Source organism: Gibbsiella quercinecans, from assembly GCF_002291425.1.
Taxonomy (GTDB): domain Bacteria; phylum Pseudomonadota; class Gammaproteobacteria; order Enterobacterales; family Enterobacteriaceae; genus Gibbsiella; species Gibbsiella quercinecans.
On the sequence record NZ_CP014136.1, the window covers coordinates 4,033,050 to 4,048,474 of the forward strand.

General features: G+C 61.2%; 13 protein-coding genes. 7 read left to right on the forward strand and 6 right to left on the reverse strand.

The features are described 5' to 3' along the window. Positions 1 to 31 precede the first annotated feature (31 nt). Entirely contained in the window at positions 32 to 925 is an 894-nt protein-coding gene (locus tag ACN28Q_RS18540) for a LysR family transcriptional regulator (protein ID WP_095847693.1), read from the forward strand. On the opposite strand, the gene ACN28Q_RS18545 is transcribed toward ACN28Q_RS18540, so the two are convergent. Continuing rightward, the gene (locus ACN28Q_RS18545) at positions 906 to 2,057 is read right to left on the reverse strand and encodes an alpha/beta fold hydrolase (RefSeq protein WP_095847694.1); all 1,152 of its coding nucleotides are present in this window, start codon (positions 2,055 to 2,057) and stop codon (positions 906 to 908) included. The genes ACN28Q_RS18540 and ACN28Q_RS18545 overlap by 20 nt on opposite strands. Before the next feature lie 101 nt (positions 2,058 to 2,158). On the opposite strand from ACN28Q_RS18545, the gene ACN28Q_RS18550 reads away from it, so the two are divergent. Then, the gene (locus ACN28Q_RS18550; RefSeq protein WP_095847695.1) at positions 2,159 to 3,043 is read left to right on the forward strand and encodes a LysR family transcriptional regulator; all 885 of its coding nucleotides are present in this window, start codon (positions 2,159 to 2,161) and stop codon (positions 3,041 to 3,043) included. Positions 3,044 to 3,090: 47 nt separating this feature from the next. On the opposite strand, the gene ACN28Q_RS18555 is transcribed toward ACN28Q_RS18550, so the two are convergent. The 5 genes from ACN28Q_RS18555 to ACN28Q_RS18575 are packed head-to-tail and all read right to left on the reverse strand — an operon-like array spanning position 3,091 to position 9,590. After that, positions 3,091 to 3,900 (reverse strand): energy transducer TonB, encoded by an 810-nt coding sequence (locus ACN28Q_RS18555; protein WP_095847696.1) that lies wholly within the window; start codon positions 3,898 to 3,900, stop codon positions 3,091 to 3,093. Then, a complete protein-coding gene (gene tolR / locus ACN28Q_RS18560) occupies positions 3,897 to 4,346 on the reverse strand; it encodes a protein TolR (RefSeq protein WP_095847697.1) in 450 nt (149 codons plus the stop codon). Before tolR ends, ACN28Q_RS18555 begins: the two co-directional genes overlap by 4 nt. A gap of 12 nt (positions 4,347 to 4,358) precedes the next feature. Next, on the reverse strand, positions 4,359 to 5,078 hold the full coding sequence (gene tolQ, locus ACN28Q_RS18565; protein ID WP_095847698.1) for a protein TolQ: 720 nt from the start codon (positions 5,076 to 5,078) through the stop codon (positions 4,359 to 4,361). 57 nt (positions 5,079 to 5,135) lie between these two features. Continuing rightward, positions 5,136 to 7,064: a phytase gene (locus tag ACN28Q_RS18570; RefSeq protein ID WP_095847699.1), complete on the reverse strand. Its 1,929-nt coding sequence runs from the start codon at positions 7,062 to 7,064 to the stop codon at positions 5,136 to 5,138. A 12-nt stretch (positions 7,065 to 7,076) separates the two neighbouring features. Continuing rightward, positions 7,077 to 9,590, reverse strand: a complete 2,514-nt coding sequence (locus ACN28Q_RS18575; protein WP_230469581.1) for a TonB-dependent receptor — start codon at positions 9,588 to 9,590, stop codon at positions 7,077 to 7,079. Positions 9,591 to 9,940: 350 nt separating this feature from the next. On the opposite strand from ACN28Q_RS18575, the gene ACN28Q_RS18580 reads away from it, so the two are divergent. From ACN28Q_RS18580 to ACN28Q_RS18600, 5 genes are all read left to right on the forward strand, one after another. Beyond that, on the forward strand, positions 9,941 to 10,852 hold the full coding sequence (locus ACN28Q_RS18580; RefSeq protein WP_095847700.1) for a GGDEF domain-containing protein: 912 nt from the start codon (positions 9,941 to 9,943) through the stop codon (positions 10,850 to 10,852). After that, complete coding sequence (locus ACN28Q_RS18585) at positions 10,849 to 11,886, forward strand: AraC family transcriptional regulator (protein WP_095847701.1); 1,038 nt, start codon at positions 10,849 to 10,851, stop codon at positions 11,884 to 11,886. Before ACN28Q_RS18580 ends, ACN28Q_RS18585 begins: the two co-directional genes overlap by 4 nt. Before the next feature lie 138 nt (positions 11,887 to 12,024). Next, positions 12,025 to 12,816, forward strand: coding sequence for a DUF3750 domain-containing protein (locus tag ACN28Q_RS18590; protein ID WP_095847702.1), 792 nt, complete (start codon positions 12,025 to 12,027; stop codon positions 12,814 to 12,816). A 135-nt stretch (positions 12,817 to 12,951) separates the two neighbouring features. Beyond that, positions 12,952 to 14,283, forward strand: coding sequence for a D-serine ammonia-lyase (gene dsdA, locus ACN28Q_RS18595; RefSeq protein WP_095847703.1), 1,332 nt, complete (start codon positions 12,952 to 12,954; stop codon positions 14,281 to 14,283). Positions 14,284 to 14,642: 359 nt separating this feature from the next. Next, a complete protein-coding gene (locus ACN28Q_RS18600) occupies positions 14,643 to 15,419 on the forward strand; it encodes an L-threonylcarbamoyladenylate synthase (protein WP_095847704.1) in 777 nt (258 codons plus the stop codon). Positions 15,420 to 15,425 lie beyond the last annotated feature (6 nt).

Below are 15,425 nucleotides of genomic sequence, written 5' to 3' on the forward strand. Positions count from 1 at the left end.
GAAATGAATTAGATAAATAACAGGTATTGTTATGAGTAATTTTGCAGCCCTGGATCTTAATCTACTGCTGACGCTGGATGCATTGCTGGCCGAGCACAATGTCACCCGCGCGGCACGGCGCTTAAACCTCTCCCAGCCTTCGGTTAGCGTGCAACTGGCGAAGCTGCGCGAATTCTTTGACGATCCGCTGTTGTTGCCGGGGCCGCGTGGCATGCGGCCCACTGCCCGGGCAGAGGAACTGCGCGCGCCATTGCGCCAGGCGCTGGCCTCGCTGGAAGAGGCCATTTTGCCATCCCGGCCATTTGAGCCGGCCGTGGCCCAGCAAACCTGGCGCGTTGCTGCGTCGGACTACACGGAATTGACCATTATCCTGCCTGCGCTGGCCGGTCTGCGTGCCGCCGCGCCCCATAGCCGGCTGGCTATTTTTGGCAAAGAGCCAGCGCGTCTCGCCGAACTGGCCGAGCAGGGCGACATTGATTTGGCTTTTCATACCCTTGAAGGGGCGCCCGAGGGGCTGCGCCACCGCCTGCTGTTTACCGAGCGCTATGTGCTGGCTGGCCGTTGCGGCCATCCGCAGTTGCAAACGCGGCCAACGGTCAGGCAATTCAGCGCGCTTTCGCATGTGATCGTCTCGCCCGACGGCGGCGGTTTTCAGGGGATAACCGATAGCGTCCTGGCCGCAGTGGGGCTGGAGCGCCACGTGGTGCTCTCGGTGCCGCACTTCCTGTTTGTGATCGCCGTGCTGGCCAAGACCGATCTGGTGGCGATGTTGCCTGAGCGCCTGGTGCGCGATCAGCTCGGGCTACTGCAGGTGGCGCCGCCGGTTGCGGTGCCCGGTTTTGAAATGGCGATGCTGTGGCATGAACGCGTCCACCGCGATCCTGCCCACCGCTGGCTGCGGGAGTTTATTGCGGATTCTCTGTAAACGGCTGCGCCGGATTTACTGCCTCAGGCGCCAGGAACCGGCTGACGGCAGCCAGGAACTGGCCTCTTCCCGCGTCGTCCCGATCGAGATGCACAAAGTGTGTAGCTTCAGGAAGCGGCAGCATGCGTGCGTTCGGCGCTTCCTGCACCAGCGTGCTGGCGTCTTCCGGGCGGCTCCAGAAATCCCTGCCAGAGCGGATCACCAGCACCGGCATCGTCAGCCGTGCGGCTTGCCACTGCTTTTTACCCAGCGCCAGTTCAAAGCTGTCGGCCATCGCACCGCTGGGGGCGCGAAAGCCGGGCGGATCCCGTTGATAAGCGGTGTCGTCCGATGCCAGCGCCGCATCGGCATAGGCCTGGGCGACGTGCGCATCACGCCAGCGCGTCTTGTCGGCCACGGGAATACTGTTGTCCCAGGCCGGGAACAGGCTGGCACGGCTATTGATGCGGTAGCCGCCGAACAGGGCGGCGTTAAACGTACCCGGTTTTTCCGGCGTATCCAGCGGCGAACCCAGGCCAAGCTGAGGGTGGTGGCGGCTGCCGCCGTAAAGGGTGTTGTAGAGCACCAGCCGATCGACATGCTGTGGCGCGTGCGCGGCATAAGCGCCGGCCCAGTGCCCGCCGGTTGCCCAACCGACGATGCTGACCTTATCGCGCTGCGTCCACTGCGAGATGGCGCGGATCGCCGCACCGATATCGGCCACCGCGTCGGCGGTGCGCATCAGCGGCGCGCTTTGCTCTGGGGGTTGGCTCATCGCAGCCGTCCGGCTGGAATAGCCGTAGCCCCGTAGATCCATGACATACACACGGTAGCCGGCCGCCGCCAGATCGCCGGCCAGCGAGCCGCCCGGCACCGGCAGATCGAAAGAGGCGAGGCCCGGCACGCGTGCGCCGTGCACCAGCAATACCGGCGCAGCGCCGTTGTCAGGCAACGCCGCCAACCGCACCTCACGAATAAACAGCGAAGTGCCCGGCGTGAGAGAAACCGAGCGATCTTTGCGCACCAGCGTGGCTTCCGCCTCGGGTTGAGGCGGCTCCGCGCCGCCGGCCAAAGGGGCCACGGCCAGCAGCAGACCCGCCAGCGTTTTCCTGCCGCGGGCAACGTAACGATGTGCAAGGGTTGCATTGCTCATAGCGCCATTTCCTGAGTGAAATAAGGCTTATCATCGATACGTGTTGGTGATATGTCTAATACTATCCATGGTGTTATTTAATACATTTAAGGTATCACGCTATGTTGAGCCTGCGTCAGCTGCGGCAATTTTTGGCGGTGGCGGAAACCATGAACTATCGCCGGGCCGCCGAGCGTTTGCATATGGCCCAGCCGCCCCTGACCGCCGCTATCCGCAATATGGAGCAGGCGCTGGGTGTGCGCCTGTTTGAGCGTACTAACCGCATTATCGGGTTAACCGCCGCCGGGGTGGTGCTGCAGGAGGAAGCGCGCCGCACGCTGGCGCAGATGGCGCGAGCGGAAGCCTTGACTCAGCGCGCGGGGCAAGGGCTAAGCGGTTCGCTGCGCATTGGTTTTGTCGCCAGCGCGGTGCGGCACCGGCTGCCGGCGATGATCGCCCGTTTTGGCAACGATCACCCGCAGGTCGCGCTGGAACTGCACGAAGCGCCCACCGCACGCCAGGTGAAGGCACTGTTGGACGATCGGTTGGATGTTGGCATCGTCGCTTTGCCGGTGCCGGAATATGCCGCGGCGCATCTGGCGCTGCAACCGCTGCTCATCAGCCCGTGGGTGGCGGTGTTGCCGCACGGGCACCCGCTGGCGGCGGCGGATGAGTTGCCGCTTGGCGCGCTGGCGGATGAACCCTGGGTCATGTTCCCTCAGGGCGAAGGCCCCGGCCTCCATCACGCGATTCTCTCGGCCTGCCGGCAGGCAGGGTTTACCCCGCGCGTCGCCCAGCAGGCGGTGCAGATGGAAACCCTCATCGGGCTGGCGGCAGCGGGGCTGGGCGTGGCGCTGGTGCCTGAATTCCTGCGGCGCAGCGGCTGGGATAACGTGGCTTTCTGCTCGCTGGCGCAGCAGGGCGCGCCGGTGCCTTATCAGGTGGCCCTGGCCTGGCGCAAACAGCAAACGCTGCCGCCGCCGGTAGCGGCGTTTATCAACGCGTAAAAAAGCGCTGCCGGCGAGCGGCCCCACGGCAGCGGGGCCACGTTGAGTTACTGAATCCGGTAGTGGAAGGTGTTTTTCACCTGCGGCACATCCACCGGCTGGCCGTTGATCACCCGTGGCTGATAACGGAAGGTTTTGGCGGCGTTGATCGAGGTGCGCACAAACAGCGGGTTACAGTCGCTTTGCGCCTGCGGATCTTCCACTTCTCCGCGCCGGTTTACCCGGTAAACCACGGTACAGTTGCCTTCAATCTTGCGGCTGAGCGCTTTTTCCGGGTAGTCCGGCGTTTGCTTGCTGATGGGCTGATACTGGCGCCCGTTGCTCTCCGCCTCTGCAGCCTGGCGGGCGTTCTGTGCGGCGCGTGCGGTAGCCTGGCTTTGCAGCGCCGCTTGGCGACGTTGCTCATCGTCCGCGCGCTGTTGCGCCAGCGCCTGCTGTTGCTGCTGTTTTTCCTGTTGCCGGCGCTGAGTTTGTTCCGCCTTGCGCTCGCGCGCCTGCTGCTGGCGCGCCAATTGCGCCTTATCCTGCTTGGGCGGCGTTGCCAATTGCGGCTTGCTCACGGCGGGCGGTTCGGCCGGCGGCGGCGGTGCCGGCGTGGGGGCTGGCGCAGGAGGCGCTTCTGGCGTTGGCTGCGGAGCCGGTTGCGCGACGGCGGCGGGTTCAGCCGCCGGCAGGGTGATCAGCGTGGTGTGCAGATGGCGCACCACCGGCGCCGGCGGCGTTTTCATTTGCCAGTGTTGCAGCAGAAATGCCGCCAGCAGAAGGTGGGCGGCCAGCGCAACGGCGCCGGCGATGATACGCGCCCGCCAGGCGGGCGCCGTGTTTACGGTGGCATCGGGGAAGTAACAGGCACTCATTGCGGTGCCTCGGTAATCAGCCCGATGTTTTCGATGCCGCTTTTTTGCAGCGCGGCCATGCAGGCGACGACGCTGCCGTAGTTGGCGGCCTGGTCGGCGCGGATATAAACCTGGGTGTCGCCTTTGGCGGCGATAATCGCCGCCACTTTGGCGCTCACCTCTTCGAGCGTGACGGCCTGCGCTGAGTCGGCGCGCTGTTCGGGCTGCACGTCGCTTGCCAGGTTCCAGTAATAGGTGGCGTCGGCTTTAACCGACAGGGTCAGCACCTGGCGCTGGCTGTCGGCGGGCAGCGTTTCGCTGGCCACTTTCGGCAACTCCAGTTTTACGCCCTGCAGCAGCATCGGCGCGGTGACCATAAAAATCACCAGCAGCACCAGCATAACGTCTATATAGGGAACGACGTTCATTTCAGCCTTGGGGCTATGGCGTAACGGTGGTCTGCGCATAAACAACTCCTGTCAGGCGGCCTGTGAACGGGGTGCGGTGGCATGCGCCGCAATTTGCAACCGGCGGTGCAGGCTGCCCTGTAGCTCGTTGGCGAAGCTGTAATAGCGGTTCACCAGCGTTTGCGTGCGGGCAGTAAAGCGGTTGTAGAAAATGACAGCCGGGATAGCGGCGAACAGCCCGATGGCGGTGGCGATCAGCGCCTCCGCAATGCCCGGCGCCACGGTGTTGAGCGTGGCCTGCTGCACGTGCGCCAGGCCGATAAAGGCATTCATAATGCCCCACACGGTGCCGAACAGCCCGATGTAGGGGCTGACCGAACCAATCGTCGCCAGCATCGCCAGGCCGCTATTGAGGCGCTCTTCCTGTTCGGCGATGGCGGTTTGCAGGCTGAGCTCCACCCCGGCGTTGACCGCATCGGGCGCGATGCCCTTCACCTGGTTCAGTTGCTGAAATTCATGCCAGGCGGCGGCGAAAATGTGCCGGGCGCCGGCATCACGCGGCATGTCGCCCTGAATGGCCCGTTGCAGCGTCGGCAGATCGCCTTCCTGGCGGAAACGCTGGCGAAAGGTGGCGATATCTTTTTCGCTGCTGCGCAGCACCCGGCCGTGCATCACGATCAGATACCAGGAGATCAGCGAACCCAACAGCAGGATCGCCATGACACATTGCACCAGCAGGCTAGCGTTGCCGATCAGGCTGCTGAACGTCATTGCGTTATCGGAAGTCATCATCTTTTCCTTACGGTTGCCCGCCGGCCGTGAAAGCGCTGGCGGGCGGGGTGTTAATGATTAGTCGGCCAGTTGCAGTGCTTCGGCAATCGCTGACCAGGGAAGATATTTATAGTTTTGCGTTTGTTCCGGCAGGCGGTTGCGCCCGTCCTGCACCACCAGCATGCCGTGCTGCCACGGCGCACCCAGGTTGGCGGCGGTAACCTCCAGCCCATCGGTTTCCGATGCGCCGTCAATGCCGGCCGCGGCGTTCAGGCCGATACGGAAAGCGCCGCGCAGCGTGTAAGGCGGCAGGGCGTCGAGCACCAGATAGCTGCTGTTGCCCTGGCTTGAAACCACCAGATAGCTGTGCTGGTGGCCCTGATAGACCGCCATCCCTTCAATGTCGGCCTGCAACGCACCGCCAGCGGCGATCACCTGCTGCAACTGCGCAGGCTGTTCCGGGCGGGCATCCAGCGCGTGCACGGCAACGTCTTCCTCACCGATGAACAGCCGCTGCTGACGATCGTCCGCTACACAGCCTTCGGGCTGGCTCGGCAGGCTGAATTCACGGACCACGGTGCCGCGCACGGCGCCGTGTTCCCCTTGCAGGCGGTATTGCAGGAAACGGCCGCTTTTATCGTTGACGATGGCGTAGATCGCGCCTTGTTGATCCTTAAACATGCACAGGCCATAGATCTCCGGCAGCGGCGTGGCGATCTCGCCCAGTTCGGCGACTTCGCCGTTGGCCGGCGCAATGGCGAACAGGTGCAGCGAGTTGTTGTCGCGGTTGCTGGCGACAGCCAGATCGATCGTCTTGCCGTCAAGCGGCAGCCCGCTGCGCACATCCACATTATTCAGGCGGCCGACCGGCAGATCCTGCAATTTGCGGCCTTGCAGATCGTACACCAGCAGCCCGCGCTGCTTGTCGGTGGCCAGGATACGGCTGGCGGCGCCGTCGGTGGGGTTAACCCAAATGGCCGGATCGTCGGCGGCGTCGCCCTGGCTGGCGACCGGTTCGGTTTCCAGCCGGGCAGGCAATACCTGGATGGTTGGCAGCGGCGTGGCGGCAGGCAACGGCCAGGCGATGTTGCCCTGGTGCAGCCCACGTTTGTCGGCGATGATGATTTCCGCTCCCTGTGCCGTTGGGCGCACCGTCAGCATTTGCGGCTTTTTCAGCGTTGGCAGCGGCAGTGCGGCATCGGCCTGCCAGCCGTTTTCCAGGTAGCGATAGCGGTGCAACTGCCTGTTTTCCGGATCCAGCGCCAGCACGGCGTCCGGCAGCACCGCCATCCCGGCGATCCCGCCGCCGATGGCGCCGAAGGGCTGGCGCATATCCACCGGCCGGCGCAGCAGCGGCGCTTCGGCCTGCGCGTCATAGGCCCAGAGGCCGACGGCGCCTTCATTGACGTACAGCAGCGCCCGGCGGTCATCCACCTGGCAGTATTCGCTGTCCGGCGGCATGCTCAGATCGCGCACTTTGCGCGCGGCGCCGAGCAGGCGGGTGCCTTGCCCCACCAGCCACTGTTCCCCCTTGCCTTTTTCGCCGATCAGGAAGACAAAGCTGTTGTCCGCTTCATCGCGGAACAGGCAACTGCCTTCCACTTTGAAGCCTGGCGCCGGCAGGTATTGCGGGGTGCCCCATTGGCGTTTGGCGCCGTCCAGCCGCACCAGCAGCGGTTGCTGGCGTGCGGTATCCACCATGGTCACCAGCGCGCCGTCGGCATCCGTGCGCACGTCGAGCGCTTGGTACTTGCCGGGCAGGCGCGCCAGCGTGGCGCCCTGGGCATCTTGCAGCAGCAACCCCTGTTTACCGGCCAGCAACAGCCGATCGGCCTGCGGCCAGAAGCGGTTGTCGTTCAGCAACCGGGCTTCGTCATTGTTGGCGCTGCCGGCGAGGGTGCTCAACGGGGGCGCGGCTGCCGGGGTGGCGGCGTGGCCGGCGTTTAGTAAGCTGCTCATCACCAGCAGGGCCAGCGCCGCCGGGCGGGGTGAAAATCGAAAATGCATGCGCTAAGTCCTTTAGAAATTGGTATAGGTCAGGCCAAGTTTGAAGGTCGGGCCATATTGTTCGTACTGCGAGTTAAAGCCGTGGCTGCCGGTATAGACGTAGTAATGCTCGTTGGTCAGGTTTTGCGCATCGAACGAAATGTGCAGTTGTTTGGTCAGGTAGTAGCGCATGCTGAGATCGACAAACATCTGGTCGTCGACGTAGCTGTCGTGCGCGCGGTCATCGACGGCCGCCACGGTGCTGAGGTAATCCGATTTATAGTTGGCCGAGACGCGTACGCTCACGGTGTCGTTTTCCCAGCCGACCATCAGGTTGCCCACCACGTCGGATTGGTTCGGCATCGCTATCTTGCGCGAGATGCCGTTGCCTTCAATGCGCGCGCTGGAGTGGCTCATCGTCAGGTTGGCGCCTGCCAGCAGGCCATTCCACGGTGAAGGCAGCCAGTCGAATTTCTGCGAGTAGGCCAGTTCGGCGCCGTACAGCCGCGCTTTGCCGCCGTTGGCCCAGGTTTTGGCTTCGCTGAAATCGGCCCATTGGCCGCGGCCGGCCAGATCGGTTTCGTAGGCAAAGTTGCGGATGTCTTTATAGAACAGGTAGCCGGACAGCGTGCCGGCGCGCCCCATGTAGTGCTCGATCCCCAAATCGAAATTTTTCGATTTCAATGGAGCAAGTTCGGGGTTGCCGAATTCGGCTTCGTCGCCGTCGATGGTATAGCCGGGGGCCAACTGGCCGAACGCCGGGCGCACCACCGAGTTGGTCCAGGCGGCGCGGATTTGGGTGTTGTTATCCAACCGGTAACGGGCGTGCAGCCCTGGCAGCCAGTCATGGTAGTTGTTCTGGTGGCTGGAGGTTTGATACTCCCCGTCGTTCAGCCCGGTGCCGTCGGCCTTGAAGCGCGTGCCCTCGTAGCGCAGCCCGGTGATAAAGCGCCAGTTGTCCACATCCAGCGTGTTCATCAGGTAGGCGGCGTTGATGTCCTCACTCATCCGGTAATCGTTGATGGTTGAGTCTTCCTGGTTATAAAAGCCGTCTTTGCCCAGGGCGCCGATCAGGCTATTGACGCTGCCGGTGCTGATGGCCGGGCCATCCTGGCCGAACGCATAGCCGGCATTGCCGGAGGTGAAGCGGCTCAGGCTCAATTGATCGTCGCTTAGGCCGTAGTCGCCGAGATCTTCATACGTCCAGACGTTCTGGTCGTTCTTTTTATCGCGCCGGCTGATCTTGCCGCCGAATTTGACTTGGTTGTCGGTATCAAACAGGGTGTAGTCGCGCGCCAGATCCAGGCGAATGTTTTTTTCCGTGTCGCTGGTTTTCTGCGTTTCCCATTCCATCGAGTCCAACTGGTAATTGCTGGCATCGCCGTAGCCGCCGCCAATCTGGCTATACGGCTTAACCGTGCCGGAAAAGCCGCTGTCCGGGAAGGCATCCAGCCCGGTGAACGTGGCATAGGTGCCGCTGGGCAGCTTTTCGCTGGAGCGGCTGTAGGCCATCTGGCCGCTCAGCGTCCATGCGCCCATCATGCGATCGCCGCCGAATACCACGCTTTTGACCTCCTGGGTTTCTTCACGGCTTTTCAGCCCGCGTTCCACTTCGGCGTCGCCCCGTTCGCCTTCGGCCAGCGGTTCGCTGAATTCGATGGCCGAAGCCTGGCGGGTTTCATTATCCTTGAAGCGGCTGTACAGCGTGCGCAGGTAGATGTTGGAGAGATCGTCCGGCTTATAATCGAAGTTCAGGCCAAAACCGGTGCGTTCACGCTCAATTTCATAGCGCCGTTGTTCAAAGCTGTTCAGGCGCGCGCCATCGCTGAAATCCCAATCGCCGCCGCTTTCCACGTTGTCTGAAGCGAAGCTGCGTTTTTGCCAGCTCAACGCCGCCGCCACGCCGAAGTTGTCTTCACCGTCGCCGATGCTGAAGATATTGCTGACCGCGCCGGAGAATTTCGGGCTGCTCTTTTTGCTGTTGCTGTCGTAGCTGCCTTCGGCGCCCAGGGTATAAAACAGGCCGTTGTGATCAAAGGCCGACAGGCTGTTGACTTCCACGGTGCCGCCCAGCGAGTTGGCGTCCATATCCGGCGTCAGGGTTTTCACCACCGACAGCGATTGCACCAGCTCTGAAGGCAAAACGTCGAGGGCCACCGCGCGCCGGTCGCTTTCCGGCGAGGGCAACGTGGTGCCGTTAATCTGCACGCTGTTCAGATCCGGCCCCAGCCCGCGCACGCTGACGTAGCGGCCTTCGCCCTGATCGCGTTCGACGGAAACCCCCGGCAGGCGCTGCAGCGCTTCGGCGGCGTTGTCATCCGGCAACTGCGCCACGCCGTCGGCGTGGACCACGCTCTGGATGCTGTCGGAGGTGCGTTGTTCATTCAGGGCCTGGGACATACTGGCGGCCTGGCCGATAACCTCCATGTGTTCCGTGGCGTTTTCTGCCAGCGTGAGCGCCGGCAGGGCAAGGCCGCTGATGGCGAGCGCCAGGCTGCTGAGCCGGCGTTTTGCCGCCCGTGTGGTGTTGTTTCGCTGTGCTTTCACGTATTTTTCCCCCAGAGTGACGACGGTGAGCTGCCGGTGAGCCGGCTTATTGGGGAAGGGATGCTAGAAATCACCGATGTCAGTTATATGACAGGCCTGGGCCGGCAGGGGCAAATCGGCGCCTAATGGCGGGAAGCGGGGCGGGTTTTGAGCTGAAATGACTGCCGCCGCCTGGGGCTGGCGCCGGGATGAGGGGGCTGAATGCTCGGCGCGGCCAGCCGCCGCCGCCGCCCGGCGAAAAAAACACGCATTTGGCGTGAGCTGAATTGACCCCCTCCGCTGTCATGCTACCGTCATCTGCGCCTGTATGCTTAGGGCATTGGATTGAATCACGTTAAGAGCGCCTACTGATGTACGGTTTCTTCAAACAACACGGCAGCAAGCTGTTGCTGCTGGCTTTTCTCGCCAATCTTGGCCTGCTGCTGGAACTGATTCTCGGCGAGGTAAAGCCCTGGGCCGAAATTCATTGGACCGACGTGTTGGCCGAAGGCGGTTCGGCGCTGCTGGCCCTTAGCTGGCTGATTATGCTGTTGGTGAGCCGGCCCGCTGGCCGCGTCACCACGCTGTTGGCGCTGGGGCTGGCCTGTATTTTCTTTTCCTGGTGGATAGACAGCCTGGATGAATTCATCCGTCTGCCGCATGACGTCAGCCTCGGGAAATGGCTGGAAGATATTCCGATGCCGATTGGTTTGATACTGATTACGCTCGGGATCTATCACTGGCATCAGGAGCAACTAGCGATCAGCGCACAGTTGAACAAGCGCGAGCGGCTGTTCCGTGAACACCTGCTGTTCGACAAATTGACACCGCTCGGCGGCGCCGATTATCTGCGCAAACAGCTGTCGCTGTCGTTAAAACAGGCGGCTGTCGAACAGCAGCCGCTGTCGTTGATCGTGGTCGATCTCAATGACTTTGACGCCATCAACCAGCGTTTCGGCGCGGCGGAAGGCGACTATGTGCTGCAGACGCTGTGCCAACTGCTGTTGCTCAACCTGCGCCAGCAAGACTTGCTGTGCCGGCTGGCTGGCGATCGCTTTGTTGCGCTGTTGCCCAACACCGGCGAGCAGCAGGCGAAGGTGATGGCGCAGGATCTGGCGGCGGCGATCGCGCATCTGGCGCATCACACGCAGCGGCATGGCGAGCGCGTTCGGCTGCAGGCCAGCGTCGCCGCCGTGATGGCGATGGATGAAGATCGCGACGCGCTGTTATTGCGCCTGAATCAAACCCTGAGCCAGGCCAAGCAGATCAGGGTGACCGGATGAGCGCCTGTAGCTGGTACGAATGCGATGAGCGTTTTATTCTCGGCCACCATCAGCCGGGGGTGTTAATCGATCTGGCGCTGTCGCGCGATATCGACGGCCACCGCTTGCTGCGCGGCACCGGCGTGTTTCTGGAGGATCTCGCCGCGGGCACGGTGCGCTTCAACCAGCAGCAGTTCGGCCAACTGATTGACAACAGCATGCGTCTGATGGGCGCCGACGACACCAGCTTTCTGTTTGGCCGGCGGTTATTGCCCGGCTGTTACGGCAACTTCAGCCATGCGCTGCAACAGGCGGAGAATCTGCAGCAGGCGCTGGATGACGTCATCGGCTTTTGCAGCCTGTTCAGCCCGCTGCTGGCGCCGCGAATGCAACTCAACGATCGCTATCTTTGCCTGTACTGGCCGCAAAGCGAGGGTGCGGAGGCGGGGCGGCAGCGTTTTCTGCTGGAGGCCGCCATGGCTTCGATTGTCGCCCTGGGCCGCTGGCTGTGCCCGCAGCAGCCGTTGCCCTGGCGTTTTCTGTTTGACTACCGCCAGCCGCGCTATATCGAACAATACTGGGTGCACCTGGGCGATGGGCTGAGCTTTGAGCAACCGATCAACATGATGTTGCTGCCGATCGAATACGCCACCCAGACTTCGCCCCATGCTAACAGCACGGTGTGCGCCGTTGTGCGCCAGCAGTGCCGGCAGCAACTGGCGGCGCAGGGCTTCGATGGCGGCTTTATCGATCATTTCTACGATCACCTGCGCAATAATCTGCGTGAACCGCTCAACCTAGAGCGGGTGGCCGCCACCTTTGGAATGAGCCCGGCCACGCTGAAGCGCAAGCTGCGTAAGCACGACAGCAGCTTCCAGCAGCAGTGGGATCGGGTGCGCAAACACACCGCGCTGTTTCTCTACTGGTTTGACGGCCTAAGTAATGAGGCGGTCGCGCAGTATTTGCAGATCAACGATATTAATAATTTCCGCCGTTCTTTCCGCCGTTGGACCGGCGTCGCCCCCAGTTTCCTTTCCCCGTTGCCCGCGCTTTGACGAGCATGCTTGCCCCATTGCGGCCGATATTGACATAGGCCTCGATAAACTGCGCAATTCCGGCATAATGAAATTTGAGTGTTCATAATATGGGCAAATTACTGCTTCGGGCGGAGCGGGATACGGGGCGGGGCCACAATGAATTACGTGAAAGTGCTGGCTATAGGTTTTGTCTGTGTACTGCTCCTGTCGTTTGGGCAGAGTTTGGCTAACGCTATGCGCAACGGGGAGTCATCCACCGGCAAAGGCTGGTGGAGCGCCCGGCGTGATTCCGCCGGCATCGCGCCCGATCCCGTCAAGCTGCGCCAGGTGGCGATCGTGCAAATTTATGCCGCCCCCACTTACGGCTGGCGCGGGCGGGTGGCGGTTCATCCGTGGATCATCTTCAAGCAGGCCGGAGAAACCCGCTACCGCCGTTATGAGGTGGTGCGCTGGGGCAGCGACAACGTGGTGCGCCGTGATTATGCGCTGCCGGATGGCCTGTGGTTTGGTTCGCGGCCGACGCTATTGGTGGATCACCGCGGCGCGCGGGCTGGCGAGATGATCCCGCGCATTGAGGCCGCCATTAAAAGCTACCCTTATCCGCACACCTATCACGCCTGGCCGGGGCCTAACAGTAATACTTTCATTGCTCATATTGGCCGGGAAGTGCCGGAGCTGAAGCTGGATATGCCGGCCAACGCCATTGGCAAGGATTATCGCCCGCTGACGCGCCCCATCGGCTTGCCCCCTTCGGGCCGGGGCGTGCAGGTGTCGTTGCTGGGGGTGCTTGGCGTTACGCTGGGCGCGGAAGAGGGCATCGAAGTCAATGTGCTGGGGCTGAACATGGGCATTGATTTTAATTCGCCGGCGCTGCGTTTGCCTTTTATTGGCCGGCTTGGCTATGAAAAGCCGCAGGACCAGGTGAAAAAGGAAGAACGCAAAATATAGCCGGCGCCCTTATTTCATACCGGGCCGGCGTTTTGATGCAATCTGGCTCATGTGAACGCATTTTTTTATCGTTTGTCAGGCCGTGCCGCTTTTTATCTAATAGCGGTATCCTCCGTCATTGGAAATGGACCGGTTATGACTAAATGCAATGTTCGTAAACTGATTGGCCAACACCCGGTGGTGAACGATCTGGTTAACCTGCAGGAAACCCGTTGGTTCAACCCCCGCTTCACCACCCTTGAAGCCGGCCTGCCCTATGTGGGGCTGACGGCCGACGACGTTGCCCAGGCGCATGCTCGCCTGAAGCGTTTTGCGCCTTACCTTGCAGGGGCGTTTGACGAAACGGCGGCCAGCGGCGGGGTGATTGAGTCTGCGTTGGTGCCAATCCCGGCGATGCAAAAAATGCTTGAACAGCGGTTCGGCGTGCCCATCGCTGGGAAAATGTGGCTGAAAAAGGACAGCCATTTACCGATCTCTGGCTCGATCAAAGCGCGTGGCGGCATTTATGAAGTGTTGGCGCATGCGGAAAAGCTGGCGTTGGGCGCCGGGCTGTTAAGCGTTGATGATGACTACAGTAAACTGCTGTCGCCGGCGTTCCGGCGGTTTTTCAACCAGTACAGCATCGCTGTCGGTTCTACCGGCAATCTGGGGTTATCGATCGGCATCATGAGCGCCCGGCTGGGGTTCAGGGTGACGGTGCATATGTCGGCCGAGGCCAAGCGCTGGAAAAAGGATCGGCTGCGTAGCCATGGGGTTGAGGTGGTGGAATACGCGCAGGACTATAGCGTTGCCGTCGAACAGGGGCGCCAGGCGGCGCAAAGCGATCCGAACTGCTTTTTTATTGATGACGAAAACTCAAAAACGCTTTTTCTTGGCTATGCGGTGGCCGGGGAGCGCCTGAAAGCGCAGTTTCTGCAACGGCAAATCCCCGTGGATGCCGCCCACCCGCTGTTTGTTTACCTGCCGTGCGGCGTTGGCGGCGGCCCCGGCGGGGTGGCCTTTGGCCTCAAGCTGGCGTTTGGCGACCACGTGCACTGTATTTTTGCTGAGCCGACGCACTCCCCGTGCATGATACTTGGCGTCAGCACCGGGTTGCATGATGCGATTGCCGTGCAGGATCTGGGCATCGACAACCTGACCGCTGCCGATGGTTTAGCGGTAGGGCGCGCTTCGGGGTTCGTTGGCCGCGCAATGGAACGCTTACTGGATGGGTTTTATACCCTGGATGATCAAACCCTGTTCGATATGCTGGGTTGGCTACATCGCGCGGAAAATATTCTGTTGGAGCCTTCGGCGTTAGCCGGCATGGCCGGGCCGCTGCGGGTGCTGGCGGATACGGGCTACCAGGCGATGCACGGCTTTAGCCCGCAACGGTTGGCGAACGCGACCCATTTGGTGTGGGCGACCGGCGGCGGCATGGTGCCGCCGGAAGAAATGGCTGCCTATCTGGCTAAAGGGCAACATTAAGCGATTCCCACCCGTCTTTACTCACTAAACTCAACTCGTTTTTTTCTTTATTGGGGGAATTTCTCTGATTATCACCCCCATTGTTTCCCTACGGAAACAATAGCCGAAATAGCACGCTATTGATTGCCAGCGAATAACTTGGCTTTATGATGAAGCCATAAAATAGAAATACGGCACAACAAATACCGTTATTAAATATCAGGTATATATTTTTCAATATTCCCTTTGAAAGTATGTGGGCGAATAACGGTTAATTAAATGTGGCTATTAATCGCTGGCCGAAAATACGCTATTTAATTAACCCCGGTTAATATGTTGGTTTCTCCAGCCGGCATAATGATGAAAAGTGGAAATTAAGCATGAAAGAGAAAACAATTAATTGGAATGGCGGCATTCAGCAGGAAGCGGTAGATATTTTATCCGGCCACGGCGGTATGATCGTCAGCCCGACCAAAGTGGGCTATATCATCATGACCTCGGATGCCGCAGGGCTGGAGCGCAAGTTTGAAGCCAAGCAGCGCAAACGCAATAAACCGGGCGTGGTGCTGTGCGGTTCGCTGGAACAGGTGAAGGCGCTGGCCCAAATGACGCCGGAAATTGAACGGCTGTATGAACGCCACTGGCAGCAGGACATTTTGCTGGGGTGCATTCTGCCCTGGAAGCCGGAAGGCAAAGCGCTGATCCCGGATGACGGTAGCCAGGCGTTGATGATGGACGGGCGCGAAACCAGCTGCTTTGTGATTAAGTTCGGCACGCCGGGCGAAAACATTGCCCGCACCCTGTGGGAAAAGGGCCGCTTTTCGTTTGCCAGCTCCGCCAACCCCTCCGGCAAAGGCAACCGGGGCCTGGTTGAAGGCATCGGCGAACGCATTGCCGAGCGGGCGGATTTGATCATCGCCGCCAACGATTACGTTAAATCCATCCAGCCGCACGAATCGGATGAAACCCGTTATGAGCAGGGCGTGATGGTTTCTCTGGTGGATAAAACCGGCAAGCTGGTGCCGGAACAGCATGGCCAGCGCGGCGTGCTGCCATGCCCGGTGTTGATCCGTAAAGGCCTGCAGGTGAACCAGATTATGGCCATAATGAGTGATATTTTCCCAAGCTGGGACTACCGCCACGGGGATTATTACTGATCGGTG

Coding starts and splice junctions, on each gene's coding strand:
- tolR (WP_095847697.1), bottom strand. CDS start 4,346: ATGCGCAGACCACCGTTACGCCATAGCCCCAAGGCTGAAATGAACGTC.
- ACN28Q_RS18570 (WP_095847699.1), bottom strand. CDS start 7,064: ATGCATTTTCGATTTTCACCCCGCCCGGCGGCGCTGGCCCTGCTGGTG.
- ACN28Q_RS18540 (WP_095847693.1), top strand. CDS start 32: ATGAGTAATTTTGCAGCCCTGGATCTTAATCTACTGCTGACGCTGGAT.
- ACN28Q_RS18545 (WP_095847694.1), bottom strand. CDS start 2,057: ATGAGCAATGCAACCCTTGCACATCGTTACGTTGCCCGCGGCAGGAAA.
- ACN28Q_RS18580 (WP_095847700.1), top strand. CDS start 9,941: ATGTACGGTTTCTTCAAACAACACGGCAGCAAGCTGTTGCTGCTGGCT.
- ACN28Q_RS18590 (WP_095847702.1), top strand. CDS start 12,025: ATGAATTACGTGAAAGTGCTGGCTATAGGTTTTGTCTGTGTACTGCTC.
- dsdA (WP_095847703.1), top strand. CDS start 12,952: ATGACTAAATGCAATGTTCGTAAACTGATTGGCCAACACCCGGTGGTG.
- tolQ (WP_095847698.1), bottom strand. CDS start 5,078: ATGATGACTTCCGATAACGCAATGACGTTCAGCAGCCTGATCGGCAAC.
- ACN28Q_RS18600 (WP_095847704.1), top strand. CDS start 14,643: ATGAAAGAGAAAACAATTAATTGGAATGGCGGCATTCAGCAGGAAGCG.
- ACN28Q_RS18585 (WP_095847701.1), top strand. CDS start 10,849: ATGAGCGCCTGTAGCTGGTACGAATGCGATGAGCGTTTTATTCTCGGC.
- ACN28Q_RS18550 (WP_095847695.1), top strand. CDS start 2,159: ATGTTGAGCCTGCGTCAGCTGCGGCAATTTTTGGCGGTGGCGGAAACC.
- ACN28Q_RS18555 (WP_095847696.1), bottom strand. CDS start 3,900: ATGAGTGCCTGTTACTTCCCCGATGCCACCGTAAACACGGCGCCCGCC.